The organism is Planctomycetia bacterium (assembly GCA_015075745.1).
Lineage (GTDB): Bacteria > Planctomycetota > Phycisphaerae > UBA1845 > UTPLA1 > UTPLA1.
Genome location: JABTTW010000002.1, coordinates 63,428 through 81,143 on the forward strand (window position 1 = coordinate 63,428; position 17,716 = coordinate 81,143).

General features: G+C 61.2%; 16 protein-coding genes. 8 read left to right on the plus strand and 8 right to left on the minus strand.

The window, feature by feature from the left end:
• The first annotated feature begins 236 nt into the window (after nt 1-236).
• The 3 genes from HS101_13790 (at nt 237) to HS101_13800 (ending at nt 4,019) form a co-directional block, all read left to right on the plus strand.
• Nucleotides 237-1,643 (plus strand): hypothetical protein, encoded by a 1,407-nt coding sequence (locus HS101_13790; GenBank protein ID MBE7507337.1) that lies wholly within the window; start codon nt 237-239, stop codon nt 1,641-1,643.
• A gap of 3 nt (nt 1,644-1,646) precedes the next feature.
• Complete coding sequence (locus HS101_13795) at nt 1,647-2,549, plus strand: prepilin-type N-terminal cleavage/methylation domain-containing protein (GenBank protein MBE7507338.1); 903 nt, start codon at nt 1,647-1,649, stop codon at nt 2,547-2,549.
• An 87-nt stretch (nt 2,550-2,636) separates the two neighbouring features.
• Entirely contained in the window at nt 2,637-4,019 is a 1,383-nt protein-coding gene (locus HS101_13800; protein ID MBE7507339.1) for a hypothetical protein, read from the plus strand.
• Nucleotides 4,020-4,062: 43 nt separating this feature from the next.
• Here the strand turns inward: HS101_13800 and HS101_13805 are convergent, their stop codons facing one another.
• Nucleotides 4,063-5,229 (minus strand): hypothetical protein, encoded by a 1,167-nt coding sequence (locus HS101_13805; protein ID MBE7507340.1) that lies wholly within the window; start codon nt 5,227-5,229, stop codon nt 4,063-4,065.
• A gap of 558 nt (nt 5,230-5,787) precedes the next feature.
• On the opposite strand from HS101_13805, the gene HS101_13810 reads away from it, so the two are divergent.
• The 3 genes from HS101_13810 to argS all read left to right on the plus strand — a co-directional run bounded on the left by HS101_13810 (nt 5,788) and on the right by argS (nt 11,432).
• Nucleotides 5,788-8,715 carry a sodium/proton-translocating pyrophosphatase gene (locus HS101_13810; protein ID MBE7507341.1) on the plus strand — a complete coding sequence of 976 codons (2,928 nt, stop codon included), beginning with the start codon at nt 5,788-5,790 and terminating at the stop codon, nt 8,713-8,715.
• 115 nt (nt 8,716-8,830) lie between these two features.
• Nucleotides 8,831-9,274 (plus strand): ribosome silencing factor, encoded by a 444-nt coding sequence (rsfS, locus tag HS101_13815; protein MBE7507342.1) that lies wholly within the window; start codon nt 8,831-8,833, stop codon nt 9,272-9,274.
• Nucleotides 9,275-9,287: 13 nt separating this feature from the next.
• Complete coding sequence (gene argS, locus HS101_13820) at nt 9,288-11,432, plus strand: arginine--tRNA ligase (protein ID MBE7507343.1); 2,145 nt, start codon at nt 9,288-9,290, stop codon at nt 11,430-11,432.
• Here the strand turns inward: argS and HS101_13825 are convergent, their stop codons facing one another.
• The 7 genes from HS101_13825 to HS101_13855 form a co-directional block, all read right to left on the minus strand.
• Complete coding sequence (locus HS101_13825) at nt 11,433-12,164, minus strand: 7-cyano-7-deazaguanine synthase (protein MBE7507344.1); 732 nt, start codon at nt 12,162-12,164, stop codon at nt 11,433-11,435.
• A 102-nt stretch (nt 12,165-12,266) separates the two neighbouring features.
• Complete coding sequence (locus tag HS101_13830) at nt 12,267-13,067, minus strand: laccase domain-containing protein (protein ID MBE7507345.1); 801 nt, start codon at nt 13,065-13,067, stop codon at nt 12,267-12,269.
• 35 nt (nt 13,068-13,102) lie between these two features.
• Nucleotides 13,103-14,056, minus strand: a complete 954-nt coding sequence (locus HS101_13835) for an alcohol dehydrogenase catalytic domain-containing protein (GenBank protein ID MBE7507346.1) — start codon at nt 14,054-14,056, stop codon at nt 13,103-13,105.
• A gap of 218 nt (nt 14,057-14,274) precedes the next feature.
• Nucleotides 14,275-14,568: a hypothetical protein gene (locus HS101_13840; GenBank protein MBE7507347.1), complete on the minus strand. Its 294-nt coding sequence runs from the start codon at nt 14,566-14,568 to the stop codon at nt 14,275-14,277.
• A 17-nt stretch (nt 14,569-14,585) separates the two neighbouring features.
• Nucleotides 14,586-14,879, minus strand: coding sequence for a hypothetical protein (locus HS101_13845; GenBank protein MBE7507348.1), 294 nt, complete (start codon nt 14,877-14,879; stop codon nt 14,586-14,588).
• Nucleotides 14,876-15,133, minus strand: a complete 258-nt coding sequence (locus tag HS101_13850) for a hypothetical protein (GenBank protein ID MBE7507349.1) — start codon at nt 15,131-15,133, stop codon at nt 14,876-14,878. The genes HS101_13845 and HS101_13850 overlap by 4 nt, the downstream gene beginning before the upstream one ends.
• Nucleotides 15,134-15,200: 67 nt before the next feature.
• Nucleotides 15,201-15,740: an HYExAFE family protein gene (locus tag HS101_13855; protein MBE7507350.1), complete on the minus strand. Its 540-nt coding sequence runs from the start codon at nt 15,738-15,740 to the stop codon at nt 15,201-15,203.
• 87 nt (nt 15,741-15,827) lie between these two features.
• On the opposite strand from HS101_13855, the gene rsmD reads away from it, so the two are divergent.
• Both rsmD and HS101_13865 read left to right on the plus strand, forming a co-directional pair.
• A complete protein-coding gene (gene rsmD, locus HS101_13860) occupies nt 15,828-16,442 on the plus strand; it encodes a 16S rRNA (guanine(966)-N(2))-methyltransferase RsmD (GenBank protein ID MBE7507351.1) in 615 nt (204 codons plus the stop codon).
• Nucleotides 16,439-17,692 (plus strand): CCA tRNA nucleotidyltransferase, encoded by a 1,254-nt coding sequence (locus HS101_13865; GenBank protein MBE7507352.1) that lies wholly within the window; start codon nt 16,439-16,441, stop codon nt 17,690-17,692. Before rsmD ends, HS101_13865 begins: the two co-directional genes overlap by 4 nt.
• Nucleotides 17,693-17,716: the final 24 nt, after the last annotated feature.

The window sequence follows — 17,716 nt, forward strand, 5'->3', positions numbered from 1 at the left end:
GACTCTCTTCATGATATCGACTCGCGCAGGATCATTCAAAAAATCGGGGCGATTGTCTCGCCGCCGAACCCCTCCCGTTTGACCGGCATTGGCCATCGACATAGCATCGCGGGCACTATTGAATGCAGACCCAGTCAAGCCGATTCGCCCTGCAGCGATAGTCGGGCGAGCCTTGACCCAATGAGGACTCAGTCATGAGGGGACGCCGATTCGGGGGAATTTTCTTAACAATTATCATGGCCATTGGCGCGATCACGTCTGCGACCGGCGCAAATACCACGGCGGACGGCGTGCTGGGGCAGGGTAATTTCGTCGACAATGCGCCCAACCCGCCGGTCGGGAGTCCGACGGCGGCGAATCTGGCGCTTTCAAACGCCGCACACCTGGCTGTTTCACCCGACGGAAGAATTTACGTGTCCGACCCCGATAATCATCGCGTGTTGAGTTGGCCGACGGCGCGGCTTCTTGCCAACGGCGCGCCGGCCGACATGGTTATCGGCCAGCCGGATTTTGTGAGTGCCGTCCCGAACAATGGTGGACTCAGCGCGTCAAGTCTGTTTCTCCCGCAGGGGGTCTGGGTGGACGGCGATCGTAATCTCTGGGTCGCGGACGCCTTCAATAATCGCGTGCTGAAATTCAACGACCCGTTGACCGATGGATCGCCCGGCGCGGCGGACCTGGTCATCGGTCAGCCGGACTTTGTACATGCGGATGCGAATCTTGGCGGGGGATTTACCGGCGTGGACGTCGCCACGGCGCAGTCGATTCTTTTTCCGGGCCGCGTCGTAGTGAGCGGCGACGATGTCTGGGTCGCCGATGCCGGGAACAGCCGGGTGCTGCATTACACGAACCCGACGACGAACCTGCCGGCGGCCGATCTCGTGCTCGGGCAATTCGACGACTTTAATTGTCGCGTCAAGAACAACGACGGCACATGTACTGAGAAATTTGGCGACCTCGCGTCCTCTGATAATCTCTTCAATCCGATCGGCCTGGCTCTCTCCGCGTCCGGAGCGCTTTATGTTGCCGATTGGAACAATCATCGCGTGCTGCGTTTTGACGATCCGCTCGTGACCGATACGACCGCTGATGCCGTTTACGGTCAGCCGGACCTCGACAGCAATGCCCCGGACAACGGCGGCACGCTTGCTGGTCTGGAGCTACCGATCGACGTGATCGTGGATGGGGCGGGCGATCTTTTTGTTGCGGATTCGGGGAACAATCGAGTCCTTGTCTATCTTGATGCGGCGGCGGATGCCTCGCCGGATTTGGTCTTCGGGCAATTGGGCAGTCTGTCCTCGTCGGACGTCAATCACGGTCTTGGATTCTTCGCCACTGATGCCGACGGCCTCTTCGGTCCAACGGGTGTCGCGCTCGATTTCGCCGGAAACGTCTATGTCGCGGACACGAACAACAGTCGCGTGCTAAGGTTTGACGTGCCGATCAATCGACTGGGCGATCTGAACTGCGATGAAGTTGTCGACCTCATGGATGTTCAGCCGTTCGTTTTGGCCGTGGTGGACCAGGACGCTTACGAAACGGCATTTCCGGGCTGCCCGCCGTCACTGGCCGACATGAATCAGGACGGACGCATCGATGCAGCGGACGTGCAGCAGTTCATTTTACTCCTGACGAACGGTTGATCGTTGAAGAAACGCGGACTGACACTGATCGAACTGCTCGTCGCCATCGGCGTGATTGCCTTGCTGCTGGCGATTCTCCTGCCGTCGCTTTCCGGCGCGCGACGCGACGCACGCAGCCTGGTCTGCAAGTCGAACATTCGCTCGCTGATGTCGGGAATCCTTGCCTATGGGGCCGGCGCGGACGACTCCATCATTCCGTCGTACAACCTCAAGGGCGTGAGCTTTTCGGTGCGAAGCCCGCTGGACGGCTGGGGGCCGATTCTCGACAAGGGGAATTTCATCGTGGGCTCGCGGGAAATCGCCGGCAATCCATTTTGCTGCCCGAGCACGGCCAACGTTGCCGGGATGGCGGGGACCCAGACCGGAACGAATCCTGAGAATCCCAAGGGCTATATGGACTGGCCCGCTGTCATGACACTGTCACACGTGTATGCCAGCACGATTCCCGATCAGGGGTTCGGGAAGATCGTCCGGGTCGGATACTGGATCAACGGTGACAATCCGATCGGTCGCCCGGCCAGCTTCATTCCCAACGTGCATTTCACCGGATCCGTCGGCTACGGGCCGGACCCTGACGGAAAATTCATGGGTCCCAATCATTTCAGCATGATCAAATGGCCCTCGCGCCTCATCGCTCTTGCCGACGGTCTTTATACAGGAAATCAGGAGCGCACCCGGCTCGGCGATCAGAATCTTCGTGTGGGTTATCGCCACTCCGGCCGCGTGGGGATGGCTAATGTCGGTTTTGCCGACGGTCATGTCGCCGAACTGGCGGGAGATCACTTCCCGCGCAAGGCAGGGGAGGGCGGCCTTCCGCTCGACGTGGTTCGTGCCGAAAACCTCGGCGAGCGCCCGACGCTCTATTCCAACCCGGAGCGCGACCTCGCGCTTCAGCCTGGTTCCTGATATGATTCGCGCCACGAGGTGCGGCCCATGAAATCATCATCCATCGCGCGCGCAATTCTGGGAGCTTGCCTATTTGCAATTCCGGGGATGGCGGGCGGTTGCTCACAGTATCAGCTTGGCGCCGCTACGACGGAGCGCGTCACCAAGGAGGAGCTGCGCGACAAGCTCGAGGCCGGACAGGACAATTTTGAAGCGACGATTCGACGGGCCTGCGACCTTCTCGTCGAAGCCGAGGGCGGCCGACGAGTCAAGCGATTGACGCTTATCTGGCAAATGAGGATTCTGCCGATGTCGCGCGACGCCATCAATCAGGACAACCCGATCGCCGGGCTCGTCGACCTCTGGGTGCTCGCGGTGCGAATGCGCCTCTACCTCACCGAGGGCGACGGCAAGAATCTCTTCGGCCCTCATCAGAAAATTGCCATCGATGCGGCAGACACCTGCGAAGATGACATCAGCCGTCTCGCCCCGTTGGTTCTCTCGGCGGATCGTCTTACGGAGATCCACGATCGCATCTACGCTGTTGCCCGAGATCATCCGCTTCACGGTGAATTCAGCGGATCGCAGGTGCAGACGATGGTTGAGTCGCAGAAGGACGAGGTGCTCCAGGGCGTGCTTGCGATTCCGCTGGTTCCATTTCGCTGGCTCGGCGGAATCGATGAATCAGCACAAGCGATCAAGGGATTCACGGTCGTGGCAGCCCACCTGACTGACGTGGTTCAGGGCCTCGCGGCCGACGCCCGACTCCAGACGCAACTGCTGATGCTGGAGGCCGAGGACCTGGACAGCGTGAAGAGCACCGTGACCGGCATGACGAAGATTTCGGAAAGCTCCGAGCGCCTGGCCACGGTCGCGGAGAAGCTCCCAGAAGATTTGCGTCGAGAGCTCAGTTCGGTGGTAGAGGAGATCGACGCGCGGCAGTCAGAAATCCAGGAGACGCTCAAGGAGGCTCGCGAACTGAGCGAACGAATCGAGTTGGCCGGCCGAAGCGTCGCGGCGGCCGGGGATGCGTGGAGTGGGACTGCGAAATCAATTGAGGAGATGGTGGCCAGTTTTCAATCAGATTCGACCGCGCCGGGTGACGAACGGGGCGCGGTATCGGATTCCACCGTTCAATCCGCGGCAGCGATCGACAATGGGCCGGAATCGAACGTGTCGACGAGCCAGCCCGCACCGTATGACATCAATGACTACCGACGAACGGCCGAAGCCCTGACCGAAACGGCCACCCGGCTTCAAGGACTCGTTGCGGATCTGCGTAGTCTTGTTGACGACGGACCTGTGACACGCCGCCTGGCGGAAGTATCCAGCGAGGCGAGGCGGGTTCTCCTGGAGAGTGAGTCGGTCGCCGATCGCGTCACCGACCGCGCCGCGTGGCGAGGGGTTCAGCTTGTCTTGCTGTTGTTTGCCTGCCTGGTGGTGTATCGGTTCCTGTCAGTGAGGGTCATTCGGTCGAGAGGAACCGCTTGAACCGTCGGGGGGACTTTAATGCCGATCTACTGTACCGGGCAGGTCACTTGACGATCTTCAACGTCACGCGGTCGTGCGTCTGCTCGGTGACTGTGTAGGTAACGCCGTCGACCTTCAATTCTTCCACCCGACTGACCAGGCGCTCTGTGTCGTAGGACCAATCCACCTCGATGTTGCAGACGTTGCTGGCGAGTTGTCGAAGCTGGATATCCTGTACGCCGTCCACCTCGCGCAGGGCGGCCTCCAGCGTTTTGAAATCTGCACGACTGCAATCTTCGAGGACGAGTTGAACCGTGCGGTGAACATTCTGCCGCTTGCGCCAGGCCTCGCCGATGTCGCGGAGGATGTCGGCGGCGTGCTGCTCGGCGCATCGTCGCAGGGCGTCATCGCCGCCGGCGTTGTAGTTCGTCGTGTTATGCGGGAGCGAGTAGCTGTTGGACATGAGCATCTGGGCGCTGTCGGTGTGATAGGCGCGGATGTTGATCGTCGCGGTCCAACGGGCCAGCGTCTTTCCCGCCAGTTCGGTTCTGCCGGCGTGACGGGCTTCGGCATTTCCCTTGATGACGACATCGGCGCCTGCCGACAGGGCCAGCGACGCGAGCTTTCGTACGTCGTCCTTGAGCGCCGCCGCCTCGGCATCCCGGTCGCGCGTCGCATCCGCGGCGCTCTTGTCACCGAGGCGGACGCCGTTTTTCAGGAAGAAATTCTCCAGCACGCCCTGGACCACGCCGTTTGTCTTCGCCGGGTTCTCATCCTCGGCGTCATTGTCTTCCAGCACCACGATCATGCATCGGGGATTACCTTCGGCAGCGAGGGTATGTGCTAGCCGGGTCCACTCCGACTCGAAGCTGACAGTTGAGACCACGGCGCGAACGGTGCAGTAGCTGACCCCGCCTTCGACCCGCTGCGCGACGACTTCGAACTCCTCAACATAGCCGGCGGCGGATGCCATCACCTTGTCATAGACCGCGGCGTAGTTTTTTGTGTTGGTCTGGGTATTGATGAAAGTGCCGCAGGCCTGCTCAACGGCGCGGCGCAGGGCGTCCTGCTTGGCCTGCTCCATGGCGTTGAAGTTTTCGCCCGCGGCTTTTCCCTCGATGGTGATTTCACGGGTCTTAGGAGCCGCGATGAGGTCACCGGCGGGGTACAAGCTCATCATCGCGATCAACGCGAGCCCACACCGCCTCGATCTCCGGGTCTGCACACGCATATGGCTGCTCCTTTTTGCGAGGTCTCGACTAATCCGCCGAAGCATACAGCGCGACGCGGGATTCTTCGACGACGGTCGCGTGGCACGCCGGGTTGGGCCTCGATTTGGCGGAACGTAAGATAAGGAAATAAAAGCATTTAAGGCGCTATCCGTGGACGCCTTCCGGATGCGAAGATTCGCGCTTGCGACCGGTTGAATCAGAATGGCGGGCGAGTTGTATTTCTCCACAATTCTCCGATATAGTCTGTAACTCCTCGCGGGGTCCGACCTTGCGGGAGACTCATTCTCTTGCCGGCGTGTCGTCACGCGCCGCGAGGGCGGAGTGGTTGTCGGTGCGTGGCTAGCGCGGTCACCCGGCAATCGAAGGTAGCACGGGATCAGACTCTGTTCGATCTTCCCGGCAAATAACACGACGATCGACGGGGGCATCGCGACTCCGCGTTGCCGAATTACGAAACGCTTAGGCGTCGATCGTGAAATATCTCACGAGATGGCTCGGCGTCAGACGGAAGAGAAACTTGCCGGGCAGGATCCTGGCGGGCACGAAAATTTGAATTCATGGCCGGCATTCCCTGGTCCAGGGGGCGGCCTGATATGTTTGAACGACGGTGTAACACGAAACGCAGAAAAGCAGGAGTTGAGATGGTGAGTGCAACTGACCGACAGCAACGACAGACGATCGCAAGGTGGGCGCCGATTGCGGCGGTGTTACTTCTGGCCGGGTTTCCGGGCATGGCCTCGGCACAGGACGCCGGCGCGCCGGTCGGCCTGAGCGGCATTCCGTGGATCTGGTGGAGCGCCATGGTCAGCGCGTTCATCGGGCTTTTCTTCGCCTACAAGTTCTACAAAGAGATCATGAGCAAGAGTGAAGGCGATGAGAACATGAAGCTCATCGCGGGCTTCGTTCGCGACGGCGCATACGCCTACCTGTGGCGACAATACAAAATTGTCTTCCTCGTTTTCATCGGCCTTTCGCTGGTGCTTGCCTATCTCGCGTTCGGCCTCGGCGTTCAGCACAAGATCGTGCCGTTCGCCTTCCTCACCGGCGGTTTCTTCTCCGGTCTGTGCGGATTTATCGGCATGAAGACCGCGACCAACGCCGCCCACCGAACGACGGCGGGGGCCCGTGAGAGCCTTAATCAGGGCCTCGTTGTGGCGTTCCGTGCCGGCTCGGTCATGGGACTCGTCGTGGTCGGTTTTGCATTGCTCGACATCACCGGCTGGTTCATCGCGCTGCGCTTGTATGGCGGCGAAGACATGACGTTGACGACGATCACGGTCGTCATGCTCACCTTCGGCATGGGCGCTTCGACGCAGGCCCTATTCGCGCGCGTCGGCGGCGGAATTTACACGAAGGCCGCGGACGTCGGCGCGGACCTGGTTGGAAAAGTTGAGGCCGGCATTCCCGAAGATGACAGCCGCAACCCCGCCACCATCGCCGACAACGTCGGTGATAACGTCGGCGACGTCGCTGGCATGGGCGCCGACCTTTATGAGTCCTACGCGGGCTCCATCCTGGCCACCGCGGCGCTGGGTGTCGCGGCCGCGACATCGCTTTTCGGGAGTGACAGCACGCAATCCGGTTTCGACGCCGGAATGCGACTGTTGGCGACGCCGATGGTCATCGCCGGCATTGGCATCCTTCTCTCCATTGTGGGCATTTACCTCGTGCGAACCGAAGAAGGCGCGAACCTGGGCCAGCTCATGGCCGCCCTCAACCGAGGTATCTGGGGAAGCAGCTTGTTTATCGTCGCGGCCGCCGCGGGCATCTGCTACATGCTTCTTGCCCCCGCGTCGGGATTCCCGACTGTGCCGGAGGGTGCTTTCCAGCCGAGTTGGTTTGGCATCTGGGGCAGCATTTGTGCGGGTCTTCTCGGCGGTGTCATCATCGGCAAGGCGACCGAAGTTTATACAAGCTACGACTTTCGCCCGACGCGAGAACTCTCCGAGCAGGCGATCACGGGACCGGCGACGGTCATCATCGGCGGCGTGGCCGAGGGTATGAAGAGCACGTGGGCCAGCCTCCTGACGGTCATCGTCGCGATTCTTTGTTCGTTTATTTTTGCCGGCGGGGCCAATGACTATATGCTCGGCCTCTACGGCGTCGGAATCGCCGCGGTCGGCATGCTGGCGACCCTCGGTATCACGCTGGCCACTGACGCCTACGGCCCTATCGCCGACAACGCCGGCGGCAACGCGGAAATGACTCACCAGAAGCCGGAGGTTCGCCAGCGGACCGATGCCCTCGATTCGCTTGGCAACACGACCGCCGCGACCGGCAAGGGCTTCGCCATCGGTTCGGCGGCACTCACCGCCCTGGCCCTCCTGGCGGCCTATATCGACGAAGTTCGCATGGGCATGCTTCACGAGTGCGAGACGGTCGTTCGACAGGTCGTCGCCGATGAGAAGCTGGACGGCGCTTCGGCCGTTGCGCCGGTCTATATCGGTTACGGAAAGTTCGCGCTCAAGGATGCGGGCAAGGTCACCAGATTCAGCGCCTACAAGGGCCTCATCTGCATGACCTCGCATGAGCTCAAGTCGCTGGAGAACGCAGGCGAAATCAAGCCGGGCCAGCGGTTCGCCGCCTCTGACTATGTCGAAGGCCCGCGAGACGAAGACTACGTTGGAACACTCAAAGTCGGTAAAGAGTCCATCGAAGTCGTGCCGGTTCGCCGGGCATCGATGAACCAGTTCATGGCGTTCTACGATGTGACGCTGATGAACCCGCGCGTGCTTTGCGGCCTGTTCGCCGGCGTCTTGCTGACATTCCTGTTCTGTGCGTTGACGATGAAGGCCGTCGGCCGCGCGGCGAACCAGATGATGCTCGAGTGCCGCCGGCAGTTCGCCAAAATGCGGGCTTATCTCAAAGCTCAGGGTCATGACGACGCCTACATTCGCAACCCCGACAACTGGCCGCGAACGCCGGTTTCATTCGAGGGCGGACAGATTCCCGACTACGCGAACTGCGTGGCCATTTCGACGGCCGGCGCTCAGCGAGAAATGATCTTCCCGTCGCTCCTCGCCATCATCGCGCCGGTCGTGGTGGGACTTGCCTTCGGCGTTGCGGGCGTCATGGGTCTACTTGCGGGCGGCCTTGTCTCCGGCTTTGCCGTGGCGGTCTTCATGGCCAATGCGGGCGGCGCGTGGGACAACGCCAAGAAGTACATCGAGACTTTTGGCAAGATCACGGCGAAGGATTTCAAGACCAGCGCCGAGGTCCGCAGCTCCGTTCCCGCCCGTATTCGCGAGGCGCTTGCGGCCCGCGCTGAGCTGGCCGAGTCGGACGACGAAATCATCTACGGCAAGGGCTCACCCGATCACAAGGCCACCGTCGTCGGTGACACGGTCGGCGATCCCTTCAAGGACACGTCCGGGCCGTCGCTCAACATTCTGATCAAGTTGATGAGCATGGTCAGCGTCGTGTTCGCGGGTCTGATCGTCGCCTATGGGCCGAAGATTGGAGCGCTATTGGGCCTCGGCGGCTAAGAGGTGCTAATCGCGGAAGTGGCCGCGACCTCGAAGATCGACTAAACTACGCAACCGACCCGCGCGGGCTACATGCACCGCGCGGGTCGATGCTTTAGATGGAAAGTAGCTGACCATGCCCGAGAAGGCCGCAAGAGCCAAAGCCGCCAAGAACCTCGCCCGACGCAAGGCGACCGAGCCCACTGCCCGTCCCAAGCCGACGCGGCCGACCGATGCGGCGCGGAAGTTCGCAATTGAGGCCGCCCGTTTGATGCAGGACGACAAGTGCGAGGACATCGTGGTGCTCGATTTGCGCGGCATCAGCCCGCTGTGCGATTACTTCGTGATCGGGACGGGGACATCGGATCGCCAGATGCGGGCCGTGGCGGATCACATTGAGCAGCTCGGCAAGAAGCACAACGACAAGCCCTACGGCGTCGGCGGCCACGAGGAGGGCATCTGGATCATCGTTGACTTCGTAGATGTCATCATTCATCTCTTCGACGAGGATCGCCGTCGATATTACGATCTCGAATCGTTGTGGGGCGACGGCCCCCGCGTCGAGTGGATGAAGAAGTGATCGCCCGTTCACAATGAATTCAATTCACGCTCAACTCAGCACGTTGGTTTCAGAGGCGATGAAGCGCGCATTGGGTGGGGGGGCAGACGGGGCTGATGCGCTCGTGGCGCCCTCGAAAGACGCGAAATTCGGCGACTACCAGTGCAATGCGGCGATGGGTCTGGCCAGGAAGCTGGGGGCCAAGCCGCGCGACGTCGCCCAGCAGATTGTCGATGCCCTCGGCGAGGCGGCGCAATCGATCATCGAGAAATCCGACATCGCCGGGCCGGGATTCATCAACCTGCGACTGCGAGCTGAGGCTCTATCGTCTCTTCTGGAGTCCACGCCTCTGACGCCGGACGACCTTGACGCGGATCGTCTCGGCATTGATGAAGTGGATGCGGGGCAGCGCGAGACCGTCGTCGTTGATTATTCGTCACCAAACGTGGCCAAGCAGATGCACGTCGGCCACCTCCGCAGCACGATCATCGGCGACTGTATCGCCCGGGTGCTCGATTTTCAGGGTCACGACGTCATTCGTCAGAACCACCTCGGCGACTGGGGCACGCAGTTCGGGATGGTGATTCTCGGCATGTGGCACGCGGCCATGGCCCGACATCGCGGCGAGGGGCCGAACTATCTTCAGCGCGCTTTGGCGGAACTACGTGCCGCCGTCGCCGCCGGCTCCGAGGCCAAGCTGGCGTACCTGAAGGAAGTCGCGGAGCGCTCCAAGGCCGAGTATGACGCCGACTCATCGGGCACGAAAGTATTTGAGCCGTTTCTGAATGAATGCAGATCAAAGTCTCTCTTGGACCTCGAAGACATCGAGGCGGGCTACCTTTATATCAATGCTCTGACGAAGGAGGCCGCCGGCACCGAGTATGCCGCCATTTTGAAAGACCCCAAGGACGTCGCCCAGATGATGCAGCGCGGGGCGACGGGAGATGCGCAGGAGCGGCTTGCCCGGCAGATTGCCATCGAAATCACGCTTCGCGAATGTAATCGTGTTTATCGGCGTCTGGGCGTTCTACTGAATGACGAGGACATACGCGGCGAAAGTTTCTACGAAAAGCTGCTCGGCGGCGCTGTCGAAGAACTGCAGCAGAGACTTGCGGAACCCAAGTCCGCGCCGGACGGCACGCGTGCTGTTTGCCGTGTCGATCACGGAGCGATCTGCGTTTTTCTGGAGAAGCCCGACGGTTCGCCGGCCTTCAAGGGACCACAGGGCGATGCATTGCCCATGCTGATTCAGAAGTCGGACGGCGCCTCGCTCTACGCAACGACGGACGTGGCGGGCTTTCTCTTTCGCGCGGCGCATCCGACGCGTCATCCCATCAAGCTCCACTCCGAGAAGCTCGCTGCCGCGCTGCGCGACCTGGGCGGCGGGCTCGGGGCGACGCGGATTCTCTACTTCGTCGGCTCGCCGCAGAAACTCCACTTCGAGATGCTCTTCGCCGTCCTTCGGGCACTGGGCTGGACGCGGTTGGAGGGTGACCGCGAAGTTCGCCTGGAGCACGTCTCCTTCGGCTCGGTCCTGGGCGACGACCGGAAGATGCTCCGCACGCGCAGCGGCGAGAACGTGAAGCTGAAGGATTTGCTCGACGAGGCGGTGCAGCGAGCCGAGGCGATGGTTCGCGCGTCCGAGGCTGATGCGGAGAGGCGTCGCGACTTTCCCGAAAGCGAGATCAAGGACATCGCCGAGAAGGTGGGCATCGGCGCGGTCAAATATGCCGACTTGTGCCAGAACCGTAACACCGACTACATCTTTTCCTGGGACAAGATGCTCGCCCTGGCGGGTAATACCGCGCCGTACATGCTCTACGCCTATGCGCGGATTCGCTCGATCTATCGCAAGGGCATCGAGGCCGGGAGCGTCTCGAAGGATGTCTCGACCGCGAAGATCGAGCTGAGCCATCCCGCCGAAAGGGCCCTGGCGCTGCGCATTCTGCAACTACCCGAGACGATTACCGCGGTGGGGGAGAACCTGCTGCCCAGCATGCTGTGCGATTATCTCTACGATCTCGCCGGCCGGTTCATGACGTTTTACGAGTCGTGCCCGGTGCTCAAGGCGGAGAGTGCCTCCAGCATGGCATCTCGGCTTCGCCTGTGCGATCTGACCGCGAGGGCCCTGCGCATCGGCCTTCGACTTCTTGGGATCACCACGGTAGATAGAATGTGATCAGGCCTTGACCGGCTCGGCCCGTGGCCTGCCCGGCTGCGGCGGGGGGGGAAGCAGCAGCGGATCGGGCACTCCGGCATCCAGAAAGCCGCGATTTCTCGTCGCGCAGCCCAGGCATCCACCGCACGGCTTGGCGCCAGAGGATATGCACGACCACGTTGATTCGAAGGGGGTCTTGAGACGGTTTCCGAGGCGGACGATGTCGCTTCGCTTCAGTTCGAGAAGCGGCGTCTCCAGTGAGATTTTTCGATTCGGCAGGGACGTCAGCAGCATGTGCTGCAAAAGCTGAAGGTTTTGACGCGAGTAGTCCGGGAAGACGCTGGCCGTGCGCGGGCCGGGGGGGCCAAGGTTCTCGCTGACGCCCAGGAAGATGCGCTGGGCCTGAATCGTGACCGCCCAGGTCACCGCCGTGTTGACCAAAGTTCCAATCAGACCGGGGGCGTAACAGTTTGATTCTCCATCGGTCAGGGCCAGGACGTCTTCGATTTGTCGTTTGCGACTGATGCGCGCGTTTCCGCCGATGGTCGCGAAGTGGGGGAGCTCGACGACGAGCCGGTGCTTGGCATCGTACTTGTCCGCGACCTGCCCGAAATACTCGAACTCGCGTTCGTCGGCCCGGTGTCCCCAGCGGACGTGCAGCATGGCGAGTTCGGCATCGCAAGCGGCGAGCGAGGTGATAACGGCGCTGTTGAGTCCGCCGGATGCGAGAACAATGACGCGTTCCTTGGCCATGGCTGGCTCCCAATGAGGTTTTTCGGCTCATCGAAGTATCGGCGCGGCGGGCCGGTTGTTTGAGATAGGAGTTGTTCAATTATGAGACGCTGGCAAGGGGGGCTAAGCGTCGCGAAACCCCGCGAACAGGGCGAATCTGCCCGTTTCGCTTCCATCTCGTCGGTGCGAGTAGAAGCGATGATCGCTCATCGTGCTATGGGCGGCGATGTGAATCTGATTTGCGGGAACGCCGCATTCAATAAGCTGCGCGGCGTTGGCGGAACGCATGTCAAATAGCCACTTTTCGCCGAATGGATGAAAGAACCGCTCGGCATCCTTCACCCGTGAAAGGGCGATGCGCCGGACGTCTTGCCCGACTTCGTACTCATCCGGTCCGGCGCAGGGGCAGATGGCGGCGATTAACTGAGCGGGGTCGATGTCGAACTCGCTGCGGAGGAGATTGATCAGTTCCACGACGATGTGCGTCACGGTGCCTCGCCAGCTTGCGTGGGCGGTGCCGAAGACGCGCCGGGTCGGGTCGACGACGAGAACGACAGGGCAGTCAGCCGAGAATTGCATCACGGGGACATTAGGCAGATCGCACACCAGCCCGTCGACAAACTTGATCGCCGTCTGTCGGCCATCGCGGCCCGATCCGACGTCGGCGGGGAGGATGCGAAGGACGTGCGGGCTATGTACCTGATCCGGCGCGGTGAGATGCTCGAAGGGGAGTTTCAGAAAGTTGCACACCTTCTTACGACGAGATATCGCCTCGTGTGAGTCGGGGCCGCGGTGGGGCGCCATGTTCCAGGGTCGTGTCGTGACAGCATGGCGGAATCCGGCGATGTCCAATAGCGCCGGAAACTGGAGGATTGCCGAGTCCTCAATCGGCGTGCTCTTTAATTGGACCGTCGTGAGATTCATGGGGAAATCGCCGCGGGCAACGAGCGGGGCGCGCATCATCCGACCTTGAGCAGCACCTTGATTGTGTTTTTCTCCGCCGCGAGGGCCATCGCCTTGGGGGCGTCTGACAGCGGCGTCGTACGCGATACAAGACTGGTGACGTCGATGCGCTTCTGGGCGAGGAGCGATACCGCGTCCTGCATGTTGCCGCACCGACTGCCCAGGAGCGTCACCTCGTTGACGACAAGGTCGGTCAGGTCCACCGGAGCCTTTTCCGCGCAGGTCGTCTTCATGACCACGGTGCCGCGCGGTCGAACCAGCCGAAGTGCCAGCGGCAAACCCTCCACGGAGCCCGTGCATTCGACCACCACGTCGAACTCAGCCCAGTTCGTAATCTCGGCGACGTTCAGATTGCGAATCCGTTTGCGATCGAGCAGGGCGAGGGTCGCCTGGTTTCTGCCGATGGCGGTGAGCTTGCAGCCCGTCGTTGCCAGGACCTGTGCAATCAGCAAACCTAGTCGGCCGGTCCCGAGAACCGCTACATTGGTGCGGCTCTCCAACTTGACCTGGCGCGTGACCTGAATTGCCGCGGCAAGTGGCTCGGCGAAGACGGCTTCCTCGTCGCTCACGCTATCGGGCACTTCAACGCAGTTTCGCTCCGGCAACGTCAGAAACTCCGCAAATGCGCCCGATCGGCCGACGATGCCCAGGACCGTCCGGCGGCGGCAATGGCTTGAAAGCCCGCCCATGCACATGTCGCACTTGCCGCAGACGCAGTTGATGTCGCCGACGACTCGCTTCCCTGCAAGGTTCTTTGAGCCCCCTGCGACAATTCCCACGAATTCGTGGCCGATGACGCCGGAAAAATCAGCGTAACCGGAGGCGATCTCCAGATCGGTCCCGCAGATCCCCGCGAGCTTGACGGCGATCAATACTTCGCCGGGTCCTGGCGCCGGCTGGGGCACCTCCCGGGCAGTGATTTTCTTGTTTTCGATGACGGCTGCGAGCATGCGAGTAGGGAAACGGGAAGCGTGTCAAAAGTCAAAGTCGGCGAGGGTTGGCGGGATCGGTCTGGATTCGGCGCATCGGGTTCGGCGCTACTGAATGCAACATAACATTCATTATGAGACCTTAAGAAGGGGGTTTCAATAGGCAGATTCTGCGCGTCGCTCGGCGAATCCTCCGGTTGCAATTATTGCCTGCGATTGCGCAAAATCGGCCGGTTGCGCTATCTTCCGCCGAACACGCTTCTGAGGTCGATGCTGTCCCAGATGACGAATTGCCGCGTGGTGGTCTCGTAGTTGTAGATGTTCAATCGCTGGGCGGCCGCATCGGTCACGTACACGAGCTCGGTGCTTTCGGTGTACTGTCCGGTGACGACGATGTAGTCGCCTCCCCGGTCAATCTGGCCGATGGCTTTTGCCTCGTTGCCGGTAATGAGCGAAGTGAGAAAGACGGCGGCGAGCAAAACCGTGGCGGTGATAGATAATACGCCGATGGCGAGATTCTTTGAGTCGTTCATGGTCGATAACCGCCGGATTAACGGCGACCTCCTCGGAACTCCTTGTCCAGATCGCGGTAGCCCGAGTAGATGAGCTTTCGATCGGCCTGGTTCCGGTTCGGGATGAAAACGTGCATGCGTCGGTGAGATAAATCAATCACGTACAGGGCATCGACGCCGTTTCGAATCTCGCCGGCAACCATAACGTAGTTTTGTCCGAGCGGAGCCGCCTGGGCATAGGCCGCCGGCAGTTGCCAGCTCGTGAGAATCAGCGTGGCCAACAGCAGCAGATTCAGCCCCACCAGGAGCACAATCAGCGATTTCTTGTTCATTTGTTCTTCTCCATCCCACGCTTACTGGGCTTGAAGGCGACGGCGAGGGCGGCGAGAAGAAACCCCCCCGCCAGGGCGTACTCTAGCACCGGCTGCCCCGTCTTGAGCAGCTCAATGTTCTCCGGCTTTACGGATGGGTCGTTAATCTGGGCGATTACCACGGTGGGAATCGCCGCGATCACGGCCAACACGAATGCCGCCAAACCGCCGATCAGCCTTGTGAGTCTCCGACGGGTATTCTGCAACTTCCACATGCAGTCGATTCTACGGTCTGGGCCGGACGCTCGCAAACCGTGCATTCCGGCATTCCTGATGAGCCGCCTAGCGACAAGGCGCGGACGGCCAGCATGATTCGAGTCGGCGGCTGATCTTTGAGAACTCGCCCCTGGGAATGGAAACCGTGTCCCAGCTCTTGGACAACTGCTTATGGTGCTTTGCGTACGCCTCAACTTCCACCAGCCAAAAGCTGTAACGCCGCCCCGCCAGTATGAAGGTCTGTTTATCTTCAAACGGCAGTCGCTCCCGTCCCGGCGCATCGGCGAGCCAGTAACCGAAGGCGAACATGGCCACGAATTCGGGCCCGAAGATTTCCTGCCAGCGCTGCAGGTCGGTGACATCCGCGCGCGTCACCCAGTTCTTCTTTCGGCAGTCGCCGTCGTCGTCCGCCATGACCGACTTGCGGCCCTTCACATCGACGAGGCAGGCGCGACCGCCCGGGGGATAGACGATATAGTCGAAGGCCTTGGACCCCAGCCGCCCCTTGGCGTGGTGACGCACATCCTCGACGGAGACGTACGGCGTTCCGCGCAGGTCGAGGAATCGTTCAAATGCAATCTCGTAATGGCTCCGCCGTATGCCCATCAATGGCCCTCGGCATTTGACGGCGGGGATATTAGGCTCCTCGGCTCCGGGCGTCAAAGCAGCCGATCCCGCGTTATATTACGCCCCATGCGCGTGATTGCCGGGAAGTATCGTGGTCGTCCACTTGTTCCGCCCCCCACCGATCAGACGCGCCCGATTCTCGACCGCGTCAAGGTTTCGCTCTTCGATTGGCTCGGATCGCGATTGGCTCTGCCGGGAGAGATTCCGCCGATTGCAGTATTAGATATATTCTGCGGCACCGGAAGTCTGGGCATCGAGGCCCTGTCGCGCGGCGCGACGTATTGTGTCTTTGTCGAAAAGGATCGCCCTACCGTCAAGTGTCTTCAGGCGAACATTGAAGCCTTTGGAATACCCTCCGACAGTGTCGAGGTGCGCACTGAGTCCGCCGAGCGACTTCGATGTCGTCCCCCCCGCCATCCGGACGGATTTGAATTGATCTTTCTCGATCCGCCGTATGTCCTCAGTGAGGATGTCCGCGTTGATTCTCCGATGTGGCGGCTCTTAGCCCGATTAGGAAGCGAAGTCGCCGTCGCGCCGAACGCCATCGCCCTCTGGCGTACCGAGGCTCACGTTCAATTGCCGACGACGCTGCCGCAGGGCTGGCACTCGTCGGAGCGGAGGGTCTGGGGTAACATGGCCGTCACGCTTCTGACGCAATCGTCTCAGGTGTCCTCCGGATGAAGAATCGCCCCTCACCGCCCCGGGTTCGCATGACCATGCACGCGGCCGCGAGGACCGTGGTCCGTTGTCTTCAGGATGCGGGCCACGAGGCCATGTTCGCCGGCGGGTGCGTTCGGGACCTGGTCATGGGCCGCCGCCCCACCGATTACGACGTGGCCACGTCCGCCGAGCCGCCGAAGATCATCACCGTTTTTCGCAAGACCCGGAAAGTCGGCGCGAAATTCGGCGTCATTCTCGTCCATATCGGCGGCCACGCCATCGAAGTCGCGACCTTCCGCCGCGATCTCGAATACGCCGACGGCCGTCACCCATCGGGCGTCGAATTTACCGATGCCCGCGAAGATGCCATGCGCCGCGACTTCACGCTCAACGGGATGTTCTACGATCCGAAGACGCGCGAAGTCGTGGATTACGTCGATGGGCAGGCCGACATCCGTGCAAAGCTCATCCGCGCCATCGGCGATCCCGACCGGCGATTTCGCGAGGACCACTTGCGTTTGCTGCGGGCGATTCGTTTCGCCGCCCGACTCGGCTTCAAAATTGAATCGGCCACGTGGACGGCCATGAAGGCCAACGCCGCGCAGATCGCCGGCATCGCCCCGGAGCGGATTCGCGAGGAACTTGACATGATCCTCTCGGATCGGAATCGCGCCTGGGCCTTCGACAGATTGGTCGCATCGGGGATGCTGCCTCACCTGTGGCCGTCGGCGTCGATGGTCGTTCCACATGCAAAGAAGATACAGGCGATGCTCGAGGCGCTGCCCAAAGGCGCCGGCTTCGAGATGTGCATGTCCGCCATCCTTGCCGGCCTGGCTCCTTACGATGTCGAAGACGTCTGCACGGCGCTTCGATGCAGCAATCAATCCACTCGAAAGATTACCTGGCTCGTCTCCCATGCCGAGGCGCTGGATGACCCGGCAAAGCTCAGTCTGGCGGATCTGAAGCTCCTGATGGCTCACTCTGCCTTTCCGGAATTGGTTCAGATGCTGGCGGCGAGGCTCAAGACCCTGGGCCTCCCCCCCACCGCCCACCGTCAAATCAGTGCCCATGCAAGGGCGATACGCCCCGACGATGTGGCCCCCCCGCCGCTGCTTACGGGACACGATCTGGCGAGCCTCGGGGTGACAAAGGGCCCGGTATATAAGAAGATTCTCGACCGCGTGTATTACGCCCAACTCAACGAAGAGATTTCAGATCGACCCGCGGCGATTGCTTTCGTGCGCACCATTCTGCAGGAGACTCAAAAGTGACTCCCGGAACATCACTCGGCCGTT